The organism is Nostoc sp. C96 (assembly GCF_059384975.1).
On record NZ_CM182020.1, the window covers coordinates 878,896 to 900,257 of the forward strand.

Genomic DNA, 21,362 nt, shown 5'->3' on the forward strand with positions numbered 1-21,362 from the left:
AAGAGTGCATATTTAATCTTGTACAGTCTGAAATTTGAATTACTTTATTTAGAAAACATCTATCTTAAGTGCGATCGCTCTCAAATAAAGTAAACTTCTATTCAGGACAATTCCACAGTGCAACTTGCTGTCTAAGTTCTTCTATATCTAAATAATCATGAGCAAAGGCTTTGCGTAATAACGGATGGGGAATAAATTCGTCATATTTTTGCATTTCTGGCGCTTCGGCTGTGCTGACTAAATCTTCTGCGGAAATTCTTTGCTCACATAATGAAGCAATTTCTGGTTGCAGATTTTTAAACTTACCTTTGCCTAATTTCAAAATTAAATAATAAGGGTTAATTCCCCCAATACTACTAATTTCTAAAGATTCTCGACAAAAAGAATTGAGCAATCTTTCTAAGGTGCGATAAGTTACCGTTCCCACCCAAGGGAAAATACAGCATTTATTTTTATCTAAGTGCAATAGCTGAGATTTTGCTAATCCAGCAGATTGGACTAATTCTCTGACTATTTTTAGACGTTGTTTAGCGTTTTTTTGTAAATAACTATATTCCACATCTTCAAGTAAAACCTGCCGCATTCGCCGTAAAATTTTTGTATGAATACTACCACCACCACCACGCCAATAAACGGTAGCTTTACCATCTACTTGTTTAGCTAAAACCACTTTCCTTTTAAAATCAACTTCTAAAACTTCCCAAGTGCGACCTGCTAAACCAAATTGATTACCTACAGGTGGTGGTGTGACGATACTACCAATTTCTGTAGTCCCTTGCTTAATCACATATTCTTGATTATCAGCAAAGACAGCATAGAACTGAAATCTACCTACTATTTTTTCGCCAGCCAAGCCGATAATTAGTTTACCTTGCTCAGTTTTCTGAACATGATTAATATCAATTAAATAACGTAATAATAGTTTCAAATCTTCTTGAGTAATTGCCGCAAAAGGTGGAAATTTTAAAACTTGTTTTGCTAAATTAGCCGGAGATATTTCCCCTGTTGCTAATAAAATACTCATCGTCTGATGATAAAGCAAACTCAAAGGATATTTAGGCGGCTTTATTGGCTCAATCCAACGTTCTTCTAAATACAGTTGAATAATGGCAATACACTGTAAAAGTTGCCAGGGAATTTGCTCAGGAAGACATACTTCTTGTGATGGTTCATTCTCAGCACACACAAAACGCATATCTGCTGCTACACCTCTTCTACCAGCACGTCCCAAACGTTGTAAAAAGCTGGCTACAGATAAGGGTGATTCTAACTGAATGACTCGCTCTAAATTGCCAATATCTATACCTAATTCTAAGGTGAGCGTCGCCGCAGTTACAGCAGGATGATGAGGTTCTTGCATAGCTTTTTCCGCAGCTTGACGCAAGCTTGCTGAGATACTGCCGTGATGGACATGATAAATATCTGGTTGTGCTTGTTCTTGAGCAACTTGTCGCAAAGAAGCAATTACAGATTCAGTTTGAGTGCGGTTATTTGCAAAGATGAGACATTTTTGATTTTTGGTGAGATTAAATAGGTAATTATCATATATTGCTGATGAATTAATATCATCACGAAGATAAAAATGTTCGACAGCAAGTTTAATTTGACGTTTGCCAACTTCAATTTTGGGAGTAATTACTTGTTTGTCGGTTCCCGAACTTAACCATTCTTCTGCCAGTGAATAATCACCAAGGGTAGCTGATAAACCAATGCGCCGGGGTTGTGATTGAATTGTATTTGCTAAACGCTGCAATTGACAAATAATCTGACAGCCGCGTTCCGAACCCATGAAAGCATGAATTTCATCAATAATGACAAATTTTAAATCTCCAAATAAGCGGACTAAATCATGGTGTTTATTAATTAGTAGGCTTTCGAGAGATTCGGGAGTAATTTGGAGAATGCCTTGGGGATTTTTTAAAAGCTGATTTTTGCGACTTTGAGCAACATCACCATGCCAGTGATAAACAGGAATATCGGCTGTTTTAAGTAAGCCATTAAGACGTTCAAATTGGTCATTAATTAAAGCTTTAATCGGGCCGATATATAATGCACCAATTGTATTTGTAGGGTGATTATGTAAGACAGTTAATACTGGTAAAAATGCTGCTTCTGTTTTTCCCGCCGCCGTGGCTGCTGCAACTAACAAGTGAGCATCAGTGTCAAAAATTACTTCACAAGCAGCAATTTGCACTGGTCGTAATTCCGTCCAGTTGTGATGGTAGATATATTCTTGAATGAAGGGTGCAAGTCGGTTAAAGGCATTAGTCATCTCATGTTTAACTAGTCAATATTTAATTAGTTGTGGTTTTGCTTATTTAATTAGTTACAAACTAAATTCTGCTGCGTCATCTTCATCGATAGCTGCATTTTTACCAACGGCTATAGGTTTGAATTGAGAGCCATGAATTAATTCACTGAATGCTATTTTTGGATTTTGGTGCAGGATATTCAGCACGCTAATAAAGTCGCGGATGATTTCGCCGGGTGTGAGTAATGCTTCTGCACCTAGGCGACTCACGATTTCTTGTAAGAATTCTTGTAAGTTGCGATCGCTCAACGTTTTATCATAGCCATAGTGGGTTACATGAATTTCTTTCAGGCGTTGTAACAGCGTGAAAATTTCCGCTTCACTCAAGGGGTTTAACCGAATAACTGGCCCTAAAAACTCCTGAACATTCGCTTGGGTAGCAAAGCGACTTTCTTTGGTACGTCTGCGCCAAGCTTGGTCAGCAAATAAGCCACGATTTTGGTCTTCTAAAAACTTGGTGGTACCACCAATAAAAATTCCCAGATGTTCGGCTTTGCATTGCATGGTATCGTTAAACATTGCCAGCAGTCTGTTATAGTTTTTCTCGCGGGTAACAGTAGTAGATATTTGATATAAATTTACCGCTTCATCTAATAAAATTAATAGACCTTTATAACCAATTTCGGCAACAAATTTCGCTAATAATTTAATATAGTCATACCAACTTTCATCATCAATAATTACCCGCACCCCTAAAGCAGCCCTGGCTTCAATTTTAGTGCTGAATTCTCCGCGTAACCAACGCAAAGCCGCATTTTTTAAATTATCATCATCTAATCTATAACCACGCCAATAAGCAATAATGACGTTACCAAAATCAAAGCCGTGAACTAAATCTTCAATATACTGTACAACTTCTCGAATTTTGGTTTCCACCTGGTCATCAAAACCTTCGTCTGTTGGACGCATATTAGTTTCTTTGGCAACTTCTTGCTGGATTTTGTTAATCCAGCCTTCTAAAATTGAAACTAAAGCACCGCCATCAGGACGGGTTTTGCTGGAAAGGTGACTCATTAATTCTCTGTAAGTCGCTAAACCTTCGTTGTTGCTTCCTGCGAGGCGACGTTCGGATGATAAATCAGCATCAGCTACTACAAAACCTTGCTCCATTGCTCGGTTGCGAATCATTTGTAGGAGAAAGCTTTTACCGGAACCATAGTTACCAATAATAAAGCGAAATGCTGCTACACCTTCTGCAATATCATCTAGATTTTGTATCAGGCTTTTAAGTTCTTGTTCTCGACCAACTGCTATATGTTCAACTCCTAGTCTTGGTACTACTCCTGCGCCTAGGGAATTAATTAAAGCAGTGGAAATTTTCTTCGAGATTTTGAGCTTTGCCATGTACTTCACTAGATTTGATATTTAACGCAATAATAATTTTACGATAACAAGTAAATTTAATTTGATGAGGCTTGCCTACTCATCAGGTCTTCGTACATAGCAATCATTTTGCGGACATTGTTCAGGTGTTCTTGATAAATTTCGGGAATGTCTTCTCCTGGCTCGATGATTAATTCGCCAATGGTATCATTTGCTCGGTCATTGATTGAATCAATTAAGAGATTCGGCATGGTAATATTTGCTTCGGCAATTTGTTTAATTGTCCCTTTGGGATTATCTGCTTGTAATATTGCTTTTAATACTTCAATTTCATGCCCTGGTAATTTTTCTAATAAATTAGTCCATTCTTCAGGTAAGTCTTCACTTAGATCTTCTGGAGTGGCAATTAAATCGGCAAAAGGAAATAACTCTGGTTCATCTTCGATGGGGAGATTTATAGGTAGATGCTCTAAATTAAGTGTTTCTGTTTGTTGGAGTAATTCCCAAACTTGGTTTTGTAATAAATCTCGTTCTTCTTGTAATATAGAAACTTGACTATTTAGCTGTTGTAATTCTGATTCTTTATCTGATGTTTGCTGAGTTAAGTTATTCAGTCTACTAATGATGTCGTTTCTTTCTGTTATCGTGTCGGCTAATAATTTATTCTGCTGATTAACAACGATTTCTAGTTCTTGAATTTGAATTCTGAGTTCATACATTTTTTCTTCTAGCTGAGGTTTGAGTCTACCTAATAAAGTTAAATTGTTCTCAAGTTCTTGTTTATCTTGTCGTAGTTGAGCAATTTGAGTTTGCAACTGGACAATTTCAGCATGAGAAACATTACTATGTAACTCTAAGCGGCGTTTTTCGGCTGTGAGATTAGTACAAGTGTTACTCAGTTCTGTGCTTGTTTTTTCTAGAGTTTTAATTGTATTTTTTAGGTTATTAGTTTCAGTTTCTAATTGTTTTTTCTGCCCAGCAAAATTACTCAATTCTCGATGTAGACTATCTCTTTGATTGCGAGATTCTGCAATTTGATTTTGGAGTTTTTGGTTTTCGGCGTATAATAAACTGCGATGTTCTTCTATTTGTTTGATTTCTCGATAAATGCGATTTTTTAAAGCTTCTTGCTCTTTAATGTGTTTACGTAAGGTCACTAACACCAGCATTTCGTGATGTCTACGTCGTTTATCAACAAATAATGCTGCGGCATAAGTAGCAAGTACAGTAATTATGCCTGTAATGAAGGCTTGACTAAAATTCCAGTTGGGAACAAGACTAAGCCCAAAACTTACACTAAAGGCAACTATGCCTAAAAGAAACCGATTACTGACCATTACTGCTTGCATATTGCTGGTGTTAATTCGTAATTCGTAATTCGTAATTAAGACTGAATATTTGTTGTACTAAAGAGAGATATATCTGCTTTTAAAAAATCAATAAACTGTCGTGCTGTGCGTCCAGAACGACCGTTATGACGTGTTGCCCACTGTAATGCTTGATATTCTAAATCTTCTGGGCTGAGATTAATTTTTGTTTGTGCTGCTAAATGGCGAATAATTGTTAAATAAGTCTGTTGATTGGCTGGTTCAAAGGTTAATGTCAAACCAAAGCGATCGCTAAATGATAACTTCTCCTGCATGGTATCCCAAGCATGGATTTCTTCGTGATCTTTGGGTGTGGGTCTATCAGCGAAATATTCCCGAATCAGGTGACGGCGGTTCGAGGTAGCATAAACAACTACATTTTGTGGACGTGCGGTTAAATTCCCTTCTAAAACTACCTTAAGGGCTTTAAACGCATCGTCATCTTCCTCAAAGGAGAGGTCATCCACAAAGATGATAAATTTTTGGGGTAACCCGCGTAACTGTTCGACAATTTTGGGTAAATCTTGTAAGTCAGATTTGCCTACTTCTAGTACACGCAGTTGACGTTCTCCATACTCGTTCAATAAGGCTTTGACTAAAGAAGATTTACCCGAACCGCGACTACCGTAAAGTAATACATGCAATGCTGTTTCGCCACATAATAAAAACTCTGTATTTTTCAGCAAAGCATCACGCTGCCATTCATAGCCTACCAGTGTACTTAACTGTATTGGGTCAGGATAAGGAATACCGGCAAACTGCCCACTTTGCCAACGTAAGGCGCGATACTCAGCAAATAAACCTACGCCAAATTTGCGATAATAAGCAGCTAATTCTTCTACAGCATCAGCCCAATGTTCCCAATTTGGCAAATACACGGTTGTGTTGCTGCTGAGATGATTGTGTTCTTGATACCAAACTACAGGCGAAACAGGTAAATGAGCAACAGTCTGCACCCATTCGCTAAGACAAGCAGTGCTGCATTCATAAAGACTTTGTAATATCTGTAAATCATTTTGGGCGGCGGCAATTAAAGTTGGAGGTAACTCCGAGAAATCTCTTTGTTGCGCCATTCGGCTAAAGGGATTTTCACAAAGGAGAATTTGTGAAATTAAGTAGTCTTCCCAATTTTGATTGTGTGCTGCTAAGGCGTGGAAGTAATTTCCGTAGGCTTGGAGACAACCCCTAGCGTCGGCATCAGTGTAACGTATTGCTTGCAACAGTTCCAGAAAGGCGATCGCGGCTTCGCTCTGGAGAACAGATTGGTAGAGTAAAAGAGATGCTGCTTGACGCTGGAGAAATTGAACCTGGGCTAATGACGAAGTACTTGCCGTTGCCATCGCTGGAATATCCATCAATCAACTGGGTGATGTAGCTCAATAGCTATGGTAAATTGTCTGCCGACCTTGGCTGTAAAGTCAAAATCTACATAGGTTGTAACAATGAATTTAAGTATAATTGCTGCTTTTGCTTACGGTATCTTAGCAATTGTCGGTGGAATTATGGGCTACGTTCAGGCGCGCAGTAAAGTTTCGCTCCTCAGTGGTTGTATTAGCGGTTTGTTGCTGATTTTATCTGCTTACTGGCAACTTCAAGGGCAACCTTGGGGTTTGATTTTAGCCGTTTGTGTGACTGGGGTTTTGGTGGTTGTGTTTGCTTTAAGGTTTGCTAAGACACGCAAGTTTATGCCTGCGGGATTGATGATTGTTTTAGGTGCATTGACGCTGGCTGTGATGGCACATCAGCTATTGGGGCGGTAATTCCGTTTCACTTTAAGTTTGATACAAATAGACCGCAGGGGGCAGGGAGCAGGGAGCAGGGAGCAGGGGGAAAGAATGAGAAACCCATAAATTTGTCTCATTTTTTTCGTGACATGGTGTAAGAATATATGAGTTTTCTGTCATAGTACATTTATATTATTGTATTGCTGTGGCGATCGCTAGTACAGGTCGGCGTAAATCAACAGAACACACTTCGACTACTTCGGCTGCGCTCAGTACAACTACACTCAGTGACATCTGGAATTGCTAAAAGGCTTGTGGTGTCACTATTCTTTCTTTTTCCTTTTTATTTTTTACTTTTGCCTTGTTGTACTAGGCAATAAGACAGCGTGAGTAAAAAATCTTGCCTACTACTGAAGTCACAGCATAAATTATTAATATGTGACCGCAAAAAATTCAGCATCCTTTTGCCAAAACATCCGGTTTTATTTATTTGGTAATGATAAATAAAAATAATATTGGATATGATTTTGACAGTTTTGGGTACAGCCGAGAGTTTACCCATTCAGTAACCGGGGTTTCTGCGTTCATCTCACTTTGATAACGCAACATACTATGTATATGACATTTATTAGTCTTATTTCAGGATGAATTACAGTCCTGATTGAGTTTTGCATCCTAAGTTTTATCTAATATCCATCTAGAGACAGGTATTTTTAGGTAAATATTCAATTATTAACGTGGAGCTATGACTCAGTTAAATCCTAAATCACTTTTATCTAACAAATATTAGGTAAATTGATAACATGTTTTTTATGATACTAAATGGTTGTACTACTATCTATATTAACTAAATTAACAGATAGTCAACATCAATCATAAAAAACCATAAAGCTTGCTATATAAGGCTTTATGTTCAAGATAATGTTGTCATATTCATAAAAATTACGCCAAATTGTAGTCAAGAAAATGATATTAAGGTGATTTTGATTACTTTTTTATTTTGACTTATCGAGGAAACTATAAAGTCATTAAATCAATGAATACCTCAGTCTAGTATTTTCACTAAAAGCATCTTATGATTTTAAAGTTTTTATAGTAATGCTCAGTAATATTTAAAGCAAAAATAAAGGTAATCGTGCCATTTTGGCAGTTATAGATATCAGAAATACGATATTACTGGAGAAGAAAGAATAATTGATATTTAGATACTTATCGCTATCTACTTAAAGTCCGCAAGTAACAATAATCCTGAAATTAAGTAATTGATTATCTCAGCACTTTTACGAAGTAGGAAATCAAATATGTTATTACCACTATCTTCTCAAAGCGTTATTCAGTATCTGCAAGCAATCGGACTGTGTAGCTTAGAAGATGGCAATTCAGATTTATCTGATGTGCCAGGAAGTAGCAAAAAGAATTTCAATTTATTAGTGACACTGGGAAATCGTCGCCAATTACTAGTTAAACAAGAACATCATCAGGAAAATGACGGAAATCTCCATGAATTTTTTAATGAGTGGTTATTTCACCAATTACTCAAGCAGTTTCCTGTTTTAGGTAATATTGCCGCGATCGCATCATTAGTAGTACATTATGATGAAGAAAATTCCATTCTTGTCCGCAATTATTTAAGTGAATATCAAGAATTAGGTAACTTTTATCAACATAGCTATAGCTTCCCTACAGAAATAGCCACTGCTATTGGTACCACAATTGCAGGTTTGCATCGCACAACTTTCCAGCGCCGAGAATATCGAGATTTTATGGCGACAGCGCCAGCAGGACAGTATCGCTATAACTTTTACAACCCAGCGCAGGGTATAGAATCACTTACACCTGATATTTTTGGTGCAGTGCCAAAATCAGCATGGCAATTTTATACATTTTATCAGCGCTATGAAAGCTTAGAATATGCGATCGCAGATTTAGCTTGTGAATGGAAACCTTGCTGTTTAACTCACAACGATTTGAAGTTGCACAACATTTTGCTACATTCTCGTTGGGATAAACTCGATAATTGCCTAGTGCGCCTGATAGACTGGGAAGCTTGCGCGTGGGGAGATCCAGTTTATGATTTAGGCACTTTAATCGCCAGCTATTTAAAAATTTGGCTTTCTAGTTTAGTAGTAGATTCCATGCTGGAGTTAGAAGAATCTTTGCAGTTAGCGATGATACCACTAGCAGAAATTCAACCTTCATTACTGGCTTTAATTCAAGCTTATCTCAAGGCTTTTCCTGCTATTTTAGAACACCGCCCAGATTTTGTAGAGCGTGTCATCCAGTTTGCAGGACTCGGAATAATTCACCAAATTCAAGACAAAATCAAGTATCAGCAACACTTTGATAATACTGATATGTGTGCGCTACAAGTAGCACAAAATCTGCTAACCATACCAGAGAAATCTGTAAACAATGTTTTTGGTGTTACCGCCTCAGAAATTATTGCACCGATGGCTAAACAGCATCAACTAACCCAACCGCAAAAATCACCAAAATTGGTTCCCTTATACTACGAAAAAACCCGTCTGCGCGGATGTTAAATAATTGTCATTTTTCCTCGGTCAATAGTCAATAGTTCTTCTGCCTTTTCTCTCCTACTCCTTACTCTCCATTCAGCAATGCTAGACACTTCTACCAACCCTTTGTTAAATTCTCTGTTTGATATTGCGAGAAATATCCAGATTGAATCTAACTTTTCGATTCATCATCCTGACTATCAAACTTTTGCTTTACCAACAAAAATAGCAGATAGATTTCAGCAGAATTCTGCGGTTTTACAGCAAAAATATCTCACGTTGCTACTGCGTAATTTCCTATATGGGATTTATTACAACGGTTCTCTACAAAATGTTTTAGCTGTTAATTCTGATACAGCTAATGGCTTACCACAGCAGAATTTAGCTAATAATCCTCATTTGGGTATTGACTGGGAATTTTACGCCCAACTGCACACGAATAACCACGGTAAAGGATATTTCGACCCTAGTTGGCAAGTTTTACGTCAAGAACCTGATGGGAGTATGGCGGTGACAAAATGTGGTTTAACGTTATATATTGAGCCAGATTGTCATCTGAAATCTCATAGCAAGTCTGCTAAACCGGGTGAGTCGGTATCTATTTGGATGCCGAAAAATCATCTACAAAATGGCTGTTATGTAGCTGTAAGTGATGTAGGACAAGAACAGCAAAGTGTAGATACGGAATTGGGAACAGGAAGAATCTATTTTAATATTACGGCAGATGGGGCGATCGCCCTCATGGATAGCCTAACGCAGCAACTCAACCAAGCTGCACTTCCCTTTACCTTTCAAGTACTTTACAATCCTAGAGCTTACGGACGCTACGACTCCGGCTTACTTTATTTTGAACGAGAAAACTACCCAGCAATTCACCAAATTCTTCAAGCTGTTTATGCAGAACATCAATCGCATTTTCAGCCAGGAATCCCTTTATTCACTAAGTTTTTAGCTCCAGGACTAAGTTTAGCTGAAGAACCAATTCAAAAATTTGCCGTGCAAGAAAGTTTTGGAATGAATCGTTGTCAAATTGTCGCTCATGCTTTATTGGAAGTATGGCAAAAAGGTAAAGATGCAATGGAAGAGCGAATGAAGTCAATTGAAAAACACTTTGCTATCCATTCAGTTGACTTGCAACGCCCTTATCTCAACCCTCATTCTGAAGATATATATTACCCCTTACATTGATAACTGACGCGATTGCAGTGAGATAATTTGAGATGGCAGGCTGAATAGTTTGCCATTTTGTTTTTTAATTTTTAATTATACAAAAATGTCTTTTATTTATAATCGTACCGTGCGCTTTGCAGATACTGATGCTGCGGGTGTAGTTTATTTTGCTAATGTTTTGAGCATTTGTCATGAAGCTTATGAAGCATCTCTCAACGCAGCAGGAATAAATATCAAGGCTTTTTTTACTAAGCCTGCTGTTGCTTTTCCGATTGTTCATGCTAATGTTGATTTTCTGCGCCCAATGTATTGCGGAGATAAGTTAAATGTTAGTCTAATTCCCCAAAAATTGAGCGCGGATAAGTTTGAGATTGCTTACGAAATTAGTATTACAGAGGTGTTAGTTGCTAAGGCAATTACTCGCCATGTTTGTATTGATGTGAATAGTAGAACTAAGCAAGAATTATCTGAGGAAATTATACAGTGGTTGGAAACGAACCGCAGAGACGCAGAGGGCGCGGAGAGGCGGAAAGCACGCGAGGTGATGTAAGGTTAAATTGTGACGATATCAGGGAACAGAGTTAAAAGTAGAGAATAGTCGGTTGGGTTACGCTATCGCTATACCTAACAGAGTTTTGAGAATATTGGGTTCCGTTCCTGCACCCAACCTACATCTCATTGGTGACAAACGAGGTAAGGTTTCTTATTAACGCTACCTCATCCATAGAGAACCTTAACTCATTAGTGACGAATAACGTAAGGTTTCTTATTAACGCTACCTCATCCATAGAGAACCTTAACTCATTAGTGATGAATAACGTAAGGTTTCTTATTAACGCTACCTCATCCATAGAGAACCTTAACTCATTAGTGACGAATAACGTAAGGTTTCTTATTAACGCTACCTCATTTGTAACGAACGAGGTAATTGTCAGGGAGTAAGGCATTATTTTAGTGTTGCTTGTTCTCTGTGATTTTGCAAAAATTCTGCTGCTATTTGTTGTAGTGCTTGACGATTAATTTTACCTTGGGCGTTGCAGGGTAAATCCTCAAGGCAAATCCAATATTTAGGAATTTTAAATTTACTGAGTTTATCTTGCAGTACAGTTTTAATTTCTAGAGTAGAAATATTAGCATCTAGAGGAGTATATATAGCTGTTAATGCTTGTCCCCAATATTTATCGGGTACACCAATTACACAAACATCAACAATCATTTGCGTGGCGCGGATAGCCGCTTCGATTTCCCCTGGGTAAACGTTTTCGCCACCTGTAATTATTTTGTCGCTGTTGCGTCCAATTATATGCAGATAACCAAGAGTATCTAAAAAACCTAAATCATCTACTTGGAAATAATTTTGGGTTTCCCAATTGTGAGGATAATAACCAAGGGCTAAAGATTTGGCTTGAATAGTAATATTCCCAATTTGATGAGGTTGTAAAACTTCACCTTGTTGATTGCGAATTATTACCTCGGCATGGGGTAAAGTTTGCCCACTGTTAATTTTACCTTGCAGAAAATCATCAGGTTTGAGGGTGGCAACTTGCGAGGCGGTTTCTGTCATACCGTAGGTTGGTGCTAACCTAATATTGTGAAATCGGGCTTTTTCTAATAGTTCTTGCCAAGCTGGTGCGCCGCCTAACATTACAGTATGAAATTGGGCTAACCATTGGGTTAATTCAGAATTTTGTAAAAGGCGTTGTAGTTGAGTTGGTACTAATGAAAGGAAAAATTCTGATGATTGAATAGAAGCTATTGGAATAGATTCTACAGATTTAAATGGCAAGATAACTAGTTTCCCTCCAGTAGTGAAAGAACGCATAAATTGCATTAATCCACTAACATGATATAGAGGTAATACACAAAAAGAATTCACTTGCGTTAACTGGAAATATTCTGTAAATCCTTGTACAGATGCGGTGAGAGTTTCCCATGTGTGGATGGCGAATTTAATTTTCCCTGATGAACCACCTGTGGGAATCATGATTAGTGCTGAGTGCTGAGTGCTGAGTGCTGAGTGCTGAGTGCTGAGTGCTAAGGGGTTACTAGAATCTATTCCCCAAATGATATCCGGTTGGACTAATGTAAATACTTGTTCCCATTCTTGTGTTCCCCAGTCGGGGTTACAGAGAAAAACTGAACAATTGGCTGCACAAGCGGCGAGGAAACTAGCTAAAAATTTGACTGGTTCGCGTTCAGCTAAGATAATTTTGAGTGGTTTATGATGTTGTTTTAATCTTTCCGTGAGTTCTAAATATAATTTTTCAGCTATTGTTTGAAATTGATTGCTGTTGTTAGCAATTAGCCAATTATTTTGAGTTAAATTTTGCAGATAAGTTAAAGGTTGTTCCATAGATTTTCAGGATTTGTTATTTCTGCTTGGGCAAAAAAATGATCAACGCCAAAACCAACTGCTCTGTTTTTACGAGATAATTTGACTGCTAGGTTAAGTGCAGCTTGTCTACCAATCTCAGTCTCAAATACAGATGAGAATACAACATCAATTTGATGTTGTTGGCAAAACTGTCGCAGCTTTGATGGTGAACCGACAATTCCGGGTTTGATGACGAAAATTCCTCGCCAGCCTTGTTGATAACAACTGATAATTTGTGGGAGTGTGGCGACGGATTCATCTAAAGCGATCGCAGTTCTGTAAAATCTACTTAACTCCAACATCTTTACTAATTCATCAACAGCTAGGGGTTGTTCCAAAAATTCAATTTCTACAGGTAATTCACCCTGGATATTGTCGCAAGCCTCCAGCCATAATTGCGCTTCTGCATAACTGAGTCCACCGTTAGCATCTAGGCGGAGTTTGGCTGAGAGGGGTAAGCTATGAATTAAGGTATCAAATATTGCTAGTTCTTTAGCGATCGCATCTACACCAATTTTCCATTTAAATGTGCGATATCCTTGTTCCCACAGCGTTTTCCATTGTTGTAACGCCGCTTCCCCCGCAGAAAGTAAGCCGCTACAAGTGAAATTATTTTCCACTCCTAACTCCCAACTCCTCACTCTCTCAATTGCTGATTCAAACCCGAACTGACAAGCGGGTAAACAGTCAGGAATTGCCGAAATCATCTCAGATGTAATTTTGTTAGGTAGTTGGCGACAAAAATCTAACGCTTGTTCTAAAGTCTCTGAACCAAACCAACTGATAGGCGCGATTTCTCCCCAGCCAATTTTTCTTGCTTCATCTACAAGCCGCAAAATAATACCTTCGCGGGTATCCCAAACACCATGATGGGTAATTAGTGGTTTAGCAAATCTCCGTTGATAAGGACGAAACTCGAAAAGTATTGAGTGCTGAGGTAAGCTGTTAAGCATTTTAGTTTGCACATTGAAGCCGCAAGGGGGCAAGGAGCAGGGAGCAAGGGAAAAGTTTGCAGCTTTTATTACCATCAAAATGATGCAATTTAAATGACGATTAGCTTATAAATTTATCTGCGTTCATCTGCGGTTCATTATTCTTTTTCGTACCTTTTGCAACTCATTAGCCGATGAAAAATCCTACACCTAATAACAAGCAACTCCAAAAATGCACAGCGACAGCGATGAATTTACAGTTGCTGACTTTTTCTGGCTGGTTGTGATTTTGTTGGACATGGCGACATAATTTGATGGCGTAAGGTAAACTTAGCCAACTCAACAATGTCCATACTGGGAAAACTCCCAAAAGGATAAACAATAAGCAAAAAGGATAGATACTGGCGGTAAACCAAACTAAAACTTTCGCACCATTAGCTGTACCTAAACGCACAATTGGCGATCGCTTCCCGGCGACTATGTCATCCTTAACTTGGTGAAAGTGTGAACAAAACAAAATTAAGCTGGTGACAATCCCGACAATCACTGAAGCGGCAAAACTGGCGATCGACCAAGTTTGCGTTTGGCTGTAATATACAGATGGTACTAGTAACGGCCCAAAGGCAAAAAAGCAGAGAATTTCACCTAATCCTTGATATCCTAACCGAAAGGGCGGCCCTTGGTACATATAGCCTAAAGCACAAGCCAGCAACACCATGATGATCACAGTTGGGTCTTGTTGCCAAGTGGCGATCGCTAATATTCCTAGCAAACCAATCACCAAACATAGATTTGCTAACCAAAATATGAGTGACTTCTTTCCTGTTAAATTCACTAGTGAATGATGTTTATTCTTATCGATTCCTGTTTCAGAATCAAAAACATCATTGCTCATGTTTTCCCATGCCAAAATTAATATTGCAGCTACTAAAAACGTGATAAATACTGTTGTATTAAAAATATTAGTTTCGGCAAAAGCAATTGCTGTTCCTATCCAAATAGGCATAATTGCCACACTGTACATCGGCGGTTTAATTGCCGCCATCCACAGCTTACTTTTGGGATGTGAAATCTGCTTAGTAGTCATTAGTTAACATTCATTGTTTATCAAAATATAATTCAGGAGTCAGTAGTCAGAATTCAGCAGCAATTTGTGATGATTGTATATAAATACATGGGTTTTAATTCACGAAAAAGCTAAAAATTACTGCACTACAATTAATGGCAGGTTGGAATACCCTACACTCTTGATTTTGATTACTGAATTCTGACTTCTGAATTCTTCTTTATTTATTTTACTCAGCAATTAGCACTTAACATTCAGCATTTTTTGGGATTGATTAACCATTCCTTAGTAAAACTTATTCTTTGATTACGCGTTGAAACTGAGCATAGCTTGTCAGCGTTTGATAATACCCTAAACAAAGCAAACTATACTCTGGTGAAATGTCTACTGAATATGTTACCTGTAGAAATAGACCATGATTAATTACACTTTAGGAAGATAACTTAAAAAAAATTTACTATTATTAGATCCATGACAGTTTCACCATGTCGTAACAACTTCTTTGTAACGCACAAAGACATATACCAATTTCTGTTAGCAGTTCACGAAAATTGCCTCAACAATAATTGTCGGCAAATTGTGAGTATTTCCCTAGAACTTGACTGGGTTGATCCTTTAGTTGTATTGGCTAAACTAGCGCAAGCAAATGAAATAAATTTTTACTTTGAGAACAGAGGTAAAGGAGAAGCGATCGCCGCGATTGATGCTGTCGCAAAATTACAAATTGATGGTCAAGACCGTTTTAATCAAGCAGAATATTTTATCAAAAATTGTCTAAAAAATATCATTAATTTTGGAGATATTCACCAACCTTTTGCCAGCCCTCGTTTTTTTTGTTACTTTAGTTTTTTTAACCAAAACATTCAATCAGACTATCCGTTTCCCTCGGCGACGATATTTTTACCGCGTTGGCAAATAGCCGTCAAAAATCAGCGCTGCATCTTAGTCGCCAACATATTAATAACAGCGAACGCTAATTTAGAAAAAATCTGGCATAATTTATGGAGTAAAATTGAACTTATTAATTCTTTAGAATATTTCTCGCCCAAACTGGATTTTTTATCCACACACTTTAGTAAGCAATCTGTAACGCAGGGTACAGAATTTAAACGTTCTGTTGTTTCAGCTTTACAAAAAATCCAGGCTAGTCATTTAAGCAAAATTGTCCTAGCAGATGCTTTAGATGTGCGGGCAAATCATCAGTTTGACTTATATAAATCATTAGATAATCTGAGACAAATCCATCCTAATTGTTATGTTTTTTCCACAAGTAATGGTAAAGGACAAAACTTTATTGGGGCAAGTCCTGAAAGATTAATTTGTATTCAGAATCAACAATTAATTACTGATGCGTTAGCTGGTTCCGCACCACGGGGTAAAACGCCAGAGGAAGACGCTGCAAATGCAAATCGCTTACTCAACAGTGAAAAAGAAAGACACGAACACTCGTTAGTAATTGATTTTATTACTCAACGCCTATCACAACTAGGATTATCACCGCAGGTATTACCGCCACGCTTGCGACAGCTATCTAATATCCAACATTTATGGACACCCATTAGCGCTATAGTTCCCGCTAATGTCCACCCCTTAAAAATTGTGGCGCAACTGCATCCGACACCAGCTGTGGCTGGCGCAGCAAGAGATGTGGCTTGTGCAGAAATTCGGCGTTACGAAAGCTTTGAGAGGGGTTTATATGCTGCACCTTTAGGTTGGATAGACTCTCAAGGTAACTGTGAATTTATTGTGGGGATTCGTTCGGCACTAATCGATGGCGATCGCGCTAGACTTTACGCAGGTGCAGGTATCGTCGCCGGTTCTGATCCTGATAAAGAATTTGCTGAGGTACAACTAAAACTCCAGGCGTTATTAAAAGCGCTGGTTTAGCCAATGAGTATTAGAAATCAGAATTGTAGCCAATCATATTTTGGATTGTGCCTTGCTATTTCCTCATCTGACTGACTAAATGAACAAGTTCAGGTAAAATTAGTTTTTCCATACCTAGCCGCACAGCATTGCTGGAACCAGGGAGAGAGAAAATTAATTTATTTTGATAAACACCTGCGACAGCGCGAGATGCGATCGCACGGGAACCGATTTCTTGATAACTTAAAAATCTAAATATCTCTCCAAATCCTGGTAGAGTTTTTTCTAATAATTTTTCAATCGCATCGTAAGTAGTATCTCTCGGTGCAATACCTGTACCACCATTAAAAATCACTGCATCTAAATTGGCACTTTTACCCAGCGATTCAATTTGTGCTTGAATTTGGCTTGGTTCATCTTTGATAATTGCGTAGGCTGCAATACTATGGTTCGCACCTATTAGCAATTGTTGAACAAGTTGACCACTTTTATCTGTTTCTGGAGTGCGTGTATCGCTGACGGTAACTACCGCACAAGTTACCAGAATTTTTGCCGCATCTGGATGTGGTTGTTGCATCATCCGAGTTTCAATGTGGAATTTTGGATTGTTTTCACCGATTCATCTGATAGAAGAATGAAGTATGTTCGCCTTTGACGTTCGCGTACCACTTCGTGAGAGCAAGCTACGCATAGCGTCTGAGTTTATTTCAGACTTCATCCTTCATACTTCAGTTTGACTATTAAGATTTGCTGAATTCTAAACCGTTTGCTTGAGCAAATCGCTCCATAAAACGGATAAAGCGATCCCACTCATCAACAGATTTCATAATATGAACAGCTTCTAATGCTTCGGCTTTACCATTGACGAATCTAGCTTTAACTTCGCGGGTAATTATTTCGCCTTCCTCGTCTAGCATATACATCCCAGTAACTTCTTCAGTGCTGCTTTGGTCTAAAATTTTGGGATTTGTAAAAATAAACGTTGCTGTACCAGTATCGCCACTACGCGATCGCGTCAAACGTACATCTGGTAACACATTTTCGTCAAGACCTCTAGAAAATTGGATTTTTGCCATGATGAAAGAATTTAAAGTTTTGTGATGGTTGATTTAATATTCTCTCATTATTTAGAACTCAGTAGTCTATTTAAAAAGGCAGGAGGCAGAGAGCAGCGCGTTGCGGGGGTTCCCACACCACATGCTTCAAGTCGGCAGAGCCGCCCAACGCAGTGGCTCCCCGTTGTAGCGACTGCGGAGAGGCATAAGGCAGAAGGAAAGAAATTTCAATCTTGTCCTCCCTGGCTTCTTTACGTTGCTTCTCGTTCTAGTAATAAAGTTACAGGGCCATCATTTTCGATCGAAACTTGCATCATTGCGCCAAATTTGCCTGTTTCTACCTGTAAACCGCTGGCGCGTAACTTTTTAACAAAGCTGTTATATAAATCTTCTGCGGTTTGAGGCGGTGCAGAACGGTCAAAAGACGGACGGCGACCTTTGCGACAGTCGCCATAAAGAGTGAACTGACTGACTACCAACAATTCACCGTTAATTTCTTGCACAGATTTTTGCCATCGGTCTCCACCTTCTTCATCGGGAAACAGCCGCAATTCTAAGCATTTACGCGCCATCCAGTCGAGTTCTGCATCTGTGTCAGTATCGGCAATACCTACAAGTAAGTTTAATCCTCGGCCGATTTTGCCAATAGTTTCACCGTTAACTGTTACTTGCGATGATTTCACTCGCTGGATGATAACGCGCATAAATAAAGTAAAAAGTAAAAGGGAAAAAGTAAAAAGAAATGTTTTTGACTTTTGACTTTTAACTTTTTACTTTCCGAAGCCTTTACCCCGACTGACGGAAGGTAAACAAATGCAGTTTTCTATCTGAGAGATTAAAGTCTCCCGGTCTAGATTTTGACCAATTAGCACTAGCTGGTTCTTGGGTTCACCTTTCCACTCATCATCATCTAAGGTGAAGCGTTTACCGCACAGGTGGAAAATGTGGCGTTTGGGACTTTCATCAAACCACATCACACCTTTAGCGCGGAAAATGTTGGTTGGTAATTGGTTATCTAGGAAATACTGAAACTTCCTAATAGAAAAAGGCTTGTCACTTTGGAAGGAGATGGAAGTGAAACCATCATTTTCTAAATGGTCGGAATGGTGGTGGTGGTGTTCATGGTCGTGGTGGTCGTGACCGCAGGCTGAATGGTCGTGGTCATGGTGGTCGTGACCGCAAGTTGAATGGTCGTGGTCGTGGTCGTGATGGTCATGATCGTGATGATCATGCTCATCAACGGTGTCAAAATATTTGTCAGACTCAAATAATCCTACACTGAGAATTAATGCGAGTGGTACTTGCGATCGCGTGGTACGCAAAATTCTTGCACCTTCTTTGACTTCATTGATTTTTGCTTCTAACTGAGTCAAAGTGGCTTCATCAACCAAATCTGTTTTATTCAACAGAATGACATCGCCGTAAGCAATTTGGCTGTAAGCTGCTTGGGAGTTGAATAAATCTAGGCTGTAGTTAGCTGCATCTACGACAGTGATAATCGAATCTAGACGGGTTAAATCCCGCAGTTCTGTGCCTAAAAATGTTAAGGCTACTGGTAGCGGATCTGCTAGTCCGGTGGTTTCTACTACTAGATAATCTAGCTTTTCTTCCCGTTCTAATACTTTGTAAACAGCATCAACTAAATCATTGTTAATGGTGCAACAAATACAACCATTACTTAGCTCCACCATATTATTATTTTCATCGGTGGAGATAATTAACTCGTTGTCGATGCCAATTTCACCAAATTCATTCACTAACACAGCGGTTTTTAAACCCTGTTGGTTTGTGAGAATATGATTTAGTAAAGTCGTTTTGCCGCTACCAAGAAATCCAGTAATAATTGTTACTGGTAAACCTTGTTTCGGCGCATTCATGGGTTGAGATTCAGAATTCACTGCTGTTTGCATAGCGCGGTTATCAAACAAATCAAAAAATATCAAACTTCTTTAAGTTGCGGCTGTGCTACCGGAAATTCAAATTCATAAAAGGTAGCGCAGATAGGCCAGAAAACACTAGCATAGGGATGCTGGATAAACTTCCCAGCGACTTAACCCTATTATTGCGTATCCCTCTATTGCCGCATTACTCTGTTATGACCCTAACTGTTTACAATACCCTTACCCGTAGTCAAGAACCGTTTAAAACAGTCGAACCAGGCAAGGTTAAGATGTATTACTGCGGCGTGACGGTTTATGACTACTGCCATTTGGGTCATGCTAGAGCTTGCATTGTTTGGGATGTCGTGCGCCGCTATCTCCAGTTTATCGGTTATGAAGTGCGCTATGTGCAGAATTTTACTGATGTTGATGACAAAATTCTCAACCGCGCGCGACAAGAACACTCATCAATGGAGGCTGTAGCTGAACGCTTCATTAAAGCATATTTTGAAGATATGGCACGGTTGGGAATCAAAGAAGCTGATGAATATCCCCGCGCGACCCATACGATGAACGGAATTCAGCGGTTAATTCATGAGTTGGAAAATAAAGGTTTTGCCTATCCGTCTGATGGGGATGTTTACTATGCTGTGCGCCAGTTTGCTGAGTATGGGAAGCTTTCTGGTCGCAAGTTGGAAGATATGCAGGCTGGTGCGAGTGACCGCGTTAATATAGAAGACGCAGAATATCAAAAGAAAAAAGACCCCTTTGATTTTGCTTTGTGGAAAGCCGCCAAACCCGAAGAACCTGCGTGGGAATCACCTTGGGGTGCTGGTCGTCCGGGATGGCACATTGAATGCTCGGCGATGGTGCGCGATCGCTTGGGTGAGACAATAGATATTCATGCTGGTGGTGCTGACTTAATTTTCCCTCACCACGAAAACGAAATTGCTCAATCAGAAGCCGTCACAGGTAAACCTTTAGCAAATTACTGGCTGCACAACGGTATGGTCAAAGTAGACGGTGAGAAAATGTCCAAGTCTTTGGGCAACTTTACCACCATCCGCGACTTACTTGATCGCGGCGTTGATCCAATGGCAGTCAGGTTATTTGTGCTGATGGCGCAATATCGTAAGCCTATTGATTTTACCGATGATGCGATCGCTGCTGCCACCAACGGCTGGCACACCCTAAAAGAAGGTTTGCTGTTTGGTTATCAATATGGTAAACAATTCAATTGGGAAGTAAATTTTCCCCCACTCCCCACTCTCCTACTCCCCGAATTTGTGGAACGTTTCAAAGAAGCTGTCAACGATGATTTTAATTTCCCAGGTGGGGTAACAGTGTTGTTTGAATTAGCCAAAGAACTCCGCCGTGAAGGAAATATCCTGGTTCATGAAGGCAAAACTGACACACCAGCCGATGAACTGCAAAAACAATGGCAAACTCTTCTAACTTTGGCAGAGGTTTTAGGTTTAACTGCCGAAATTGAAAATGCTACCCCTGTAAATGATGGTTTAAGTGATGCGGAAATTGAAGATTTGATTCAGCAACGCCAAGCCGCCAGAAAAGCGCGGAATTTTGCCGAAGGCGATCGCATCCGTAATGAACTACAATCCCAAGGTATTACCTTAATTGATAGTCCTGAAGGTACTCGCTGGCACAGAAATTAATCTGAAGTATAGGCTTTTGTCAATCTCACATTGCAGTTTTTATCTGAAAAACTCAACTACAAAAGCCTTTTTCTCGCTAAAATTTCCACGAAGAAACTCAGTTTT

17 protein-coding genes are annotated in these 21,362 nt (G+C 39.1%); 6 read left to right on the forward strand and 11 right to left on the reverse strand.

Annotated elements, in window-relative coordinates:
- Nucleotides 1-97: 97 nt before the first annotated feature.
- Genes AC504W_RS03845 through AC504W_RS03860 form a run of 4 tightly spaced genes read right to left on the reverse strand, consistent with a single transcriptional unit; the run spans nt 98 to nt 6,356 of the window.
- Nucleotides 98-2,272 carry a DEAD/DEAH box helicase gene (locus AC504W_RS03845; RefSeq protein ID WP_494876319.1) on the reverse strand — a complete coding sequence of 725 codons (2,175 nt, stop codon included), beginning with the start codon at nt 2,270-2,272 and terminating at the stop codon, nt 98-100.
- Nucleotides 2,273-2,326: 54 nt separating this feature from the next.
- Nucleotides 2,327-3,655: an ATP-binding protein gene (locus AC504W_RS03850; RefSeq protein WP_494876321.1), complete on the reverse strand. Its 1,329-nt coding sequence runs from the start codon at nt 3,653-3,655 to the stop codon at nt 2,327-2,329.
- A gap of 56 nt (nt 3,656-3,711) precedes the next feature.
- The gene (locus AC504W_RS03855) at nt 3,712-4,983 is read right to left on the reverse strand and encodes a tellurite resistance TerB C-terminal domain-containing protein (RefSeq protein WP_494876322.1); all 1,272 of its coding nucleotides are present in this window, start codon (nt 4,981-4,983) and stop codon (nt 3,712-3,714) included.
- Between the two features lie 35 nt (nt 4,984-5,018).
- A complete protein-coding gene (locus tag AC504W_RS03860; protein WP_494876324.1) occupies nt 5,019-6,356 on the reverse strand; it encodes an ATP-binding protein in 1,338 nt (445 codons plus the stop codon).
- Between the two features lie 87 nt (nt 6,357-6,443).
- Here AC504W_RS03860 and AC504W_RS03865 point away from each other — a divergent pair, with 87 nt between their 5' ends.
- The 4 genes from AC504W_RS03865 to AC504W_RS03880 all read left to right on the forward strand — a co-directional run bounded on the left by AC504W_RS03865 (nt 6,444) and on the right by AC504W_RS03880 (nt 10,961).
- A complete protein-coding gene (locus AC504W_RS03865) occupies nt 6,444-6,761 on the forward strand; it encodes a TMEM14 family protein (protein ID WP_494876325.1) in 318 nt (105 codons plus the stop codon).
- 1,265 nt (nt 6,762-8,026) lie between these two features.
- Nucleotides 8,027-9,265, forward strand: a complete 1,239-nt coding sequence (locus AC504W_RS03870; RefSeq protein ID WP_494876326.1) for a phosphotransferase family protein — start codon at nt 8,027-8,029, stop codon at nt 9,263-9,265.
- A gap of 78 nt (nt 9,266-9,343) precedes the next feature.
- Nucleotides 9,344-10,429, forward strand: a complete 1,086-nt coding sequence (locus tag AC504W_RS03875) for a T3SS effector HopA1 family protein (RefSeq protein ID WP_494876327.1) — start codon at nt 9,344-9,346, stop codon at nt 10,427-10,429.
- 85 nt (nt 10,430-10,514) lie between these two features.
- Nucleotides 10,515-10,961 (forward strand): acyl-CoA thioesterase, encoded by a 447-nt coding sequence (locus AC504W_RS03880; protein ID WP_494876328.1) that lies wholly within the window; start codon nt 10,515-10,517, stop codon nt 10,959-10,961.
- A 396-nt stretch (nt 10,962-11,357) separates the two neighbouring features.
- Here AC504W_RS03880 and AC504W_RS03885 read toward each other — a convergent pair whose 3' ends face one another.
- The 3 genes from AC504W_RS03885 to menA form a co-directional block, all read right to left on the reverse strand.
- Nucleotides 11,358-12,764: a 2-succinylbenzoate--CoA ligase gene (locus tag AC504W_RS03885; protein ID WP_494876329.1), complete on the reverse strand. Its 1,407-nt coding sequence runs from the start codon at nt 12,762-12,764 to the stop codon at nt 11,358-11,360.
- Complete coding sequence (locus tag AC504W_RS03890; protein ID WP_494876330.1) at nt 12,749-13,738, reverse strand: o-succinylbenzoate synthase; 990 nt, start codon at nt 13,736-13,738, stop codon at nt 12,749-12,751. Before AC504W_RS03890 ends, AC504W_RS03885 begins: the two co-directional genes overlap by 16 nt.
- Nucleotides 13,739-13,904: 166 nt before the next feature.
- Nucleotides 13,905-14,804, reverse strand: a complete 900-nt coding sequence (gene menA, locus AC504W_RS03895; protein WP_494876331.1) for a 2-carboxy-1,4-naphthoquinone phytyltransferase — start codon at nt 14,802-14,804, stop codon at nt 13,905-13,907.
- 450 nt (nt 14,805-15,254) lie between these two features.
- Here menA and AC504W_RS03900 point away from each other — a divergent pair, with 450 nt between their 5' ends.
- Nucleotides 15,255-16,670 carry an isochorismate synthase gene (locus AC504W_RS03900; protein WP_494876332.1) on the forward strand — a complete coding sequence of 472 codons (1,416 nt, stop codon included), beginning with the start codon at nt 15,255-15,257 and terminating at the stop codon, nt 16,668-16,670.
- Between the two features lie 55 nt (nt 16,671-16,725).
- Here the strand turns inward: AC504W_RS03900 and AC504W_RS03905 are convergent, their stop codons facing one another.
- From AC504W_RS03905 to AC504W_RS03920, 4 genes are all read right to left on the reverse strand, one after another.
- On the reverse strand, nt 16,726-17,229 hold the full coding sequence (locus AC504W_RS03905; RefSeq protein ID WP_494876333.1) for a MogA/MoaB family molybdenum cofactor biosynthesis protein: 504 nt from the start codon (nt 17,227-17,229) through the stop codon (nt 16,726-16,728).
- 160 nt (nt 17,230-17,389) lie between these two features.
- Nucleotides 17,390-17,725 carry a photosystem II reaction center protein Psb28 gene (gene psb28, locus AC504W_RS03910; RefSeq protein WP_494876334.1) on the reverse strand — a complete coding sequence of 112 codons (336 nt, stop codon included), beginning with the start codon at nt 17,723-17,725 and terminating at the stop codon, nt 17,390-17,392.
- 230 nt (nt 17,726-17,955) lie between these two features.
- Nucleotides 17,956-18,408 carry a D-aminoacyl-tRNA deacylase gene (gene dtd / locus AC504W_RS03915; RefSeq protein ID WP_494876335.1) on the reverse strand — a complete coding sequence of 151 codons (453 nt, stop codon included), beginning with the start codon at nt 18,406-18,408 and terminating at the stop codon, nt 17,956-17,958.
- A 66-nt stretch (nt 18,409-18,474) separates the two neighbouring features.
- Nucleotides 18,475-19,614: a CobW family GTP-binding protein gene (locus tag AC504W_RS03920; RefSeq protein WP_494876337.1), complete on the reverse strand. Its 1,140-nt coding sequence runs from the start codon at nt 19,612-19,614 to the stop codon at nt 18,475-18,477.
- Between the two features lie 185 nt (nt 19,615-19,799).
- Between AC504W_RS03920 and cysS the strand changes: the two genes are divergently transcribed.
- On the forward strand, nt 19,800-21,257 hold the full coding sequence (gene cysS / locus AC504W_RS03925; protein ID WP_494876339.1) for a cysteine--tRNA ligase: 1,458 nt from the start codon (nt 19,800-19,802) through the stop codon (nt 21,255-21,257).
- The last annotated feature ends 105 nt before the right edge of the window (nt 21,258-21,362 follow it).

Bases quoted from the DNA above. Each gene is read 5' to 3' on its own strand.
- AC504W_RS03860 (WP_494876324.1), bottom strand. From the start codon at position 6,356: ATGGATATTCCAGCGATGGCAACGGCAAGTACTTCGTCATTAGCCCAG.
- AC504W_RS03880 (WP_494876328.1), top strand. From the start codon at position 10,515: ATGTCTTTTATTTATAATCGTACCGTGCGCTTTGCAGATACTGATGCT.
- AC504W_RS03920 (WP_494876337.1), bottom strand. From the start codon at position 19,614: ATGCAAACAGCAGTGAATTCTGAATCTCAACCCATGAATGCGCCGAAA.
- AC504W_RS03875 (WP_494876327.1), top strand. From the start codon at position 9,344: ATGCTAGACACTTCTACCAACCCTTTGTTAAATTCTCTGTTTGATATT.
- AC504W_RS03890 (WP_494876330.1), bottom strand. From the start codon at position 13,738: ATGCTTAACAGCTTACCTCAGCACTCAATACTTTTCGAGTTTCGTCCT.
- menA (WP_494876331.1), bottom strand. From the start codon at position 14,804: ATGACTACTAAGCAGATTTCACATCCCAAAAGTAAGCTGTGGATGGCG.
- AC504W_RS03870 (WP_494876326.1), top strand. From the start codon at position 8,027: ATGTTATTACCACTATCTTCTCAAAGCGTTATTCAGTATCTGCAAGCA.
- AC504W_RS03885 (WP_494876329.1), bottom strand. From the start codon at position 12,764: ATGGAACAACCTTTAACTTATCTGCAAAATTTAACTCAAAATAATTGG.
- AC504W_RS03900 (WP_494876332.1), top strand. From the start codon at position 15,255: ATGACAGTTTCACCATGTCGTAACAACTTCTTTGTAACGCACAAAGAC.
- cysS (WP_494876339.1), top strand. From the start codon at position 19,800: ATGACCCTAACTGTTTACAATACCCTTACCCGTAGTCAAGAACCGTTT.
- psb28 (WP_494876334.1), bottom strand. From the start codon at position 17,725: ATGGCAAAAATCCAATTTTCTAGAGGTCTTGACGAAAATGTGTTACCA.
- dtd (WP_494876335.1), bottom strand. From the start codon at position 18,408: ATGCGCGTTATCATCCAGCGAGTGAAATCATCGCAAGTAACAGTTAAC.
- AC504W_RS03845 (WP_494876319.1), bottom strand. From the start codon at position 2,272: ATGACTAATGCCTTTAACCGACTTGCACCCTTCATTCAAGAATATATC.
- AC504W_RS03855 (WP_494876322.1), bottom strand. From the start codon at position 4,983: ATGCAAGCAGTAATGGTCAGTAATCGGTTTCTTTTAGGCATAGTTGCC.
- AC504W_RS03905 (WP_494876333.1), bottom strand. From the start codon at position 17,229: ATGATGCAACAACCACATCCAGATGCGGCAAAAATTCTGGTAACTTGT.
- AC504W_RS03850 (WP_494876321.1), bottom strand. From the start codon at position 3,655: ATGGCAAAGCTCAAAATCTCGAAGAAAATTTCCACTGCTTTAATTAAT.
- AC504W_RS03865 (WP_494876325.1), top strand. From the start codon at position 6,444: ATGAATTTAAGTATAATTGCTGCTTTTGCTTACGGTATCTTAGCAATT.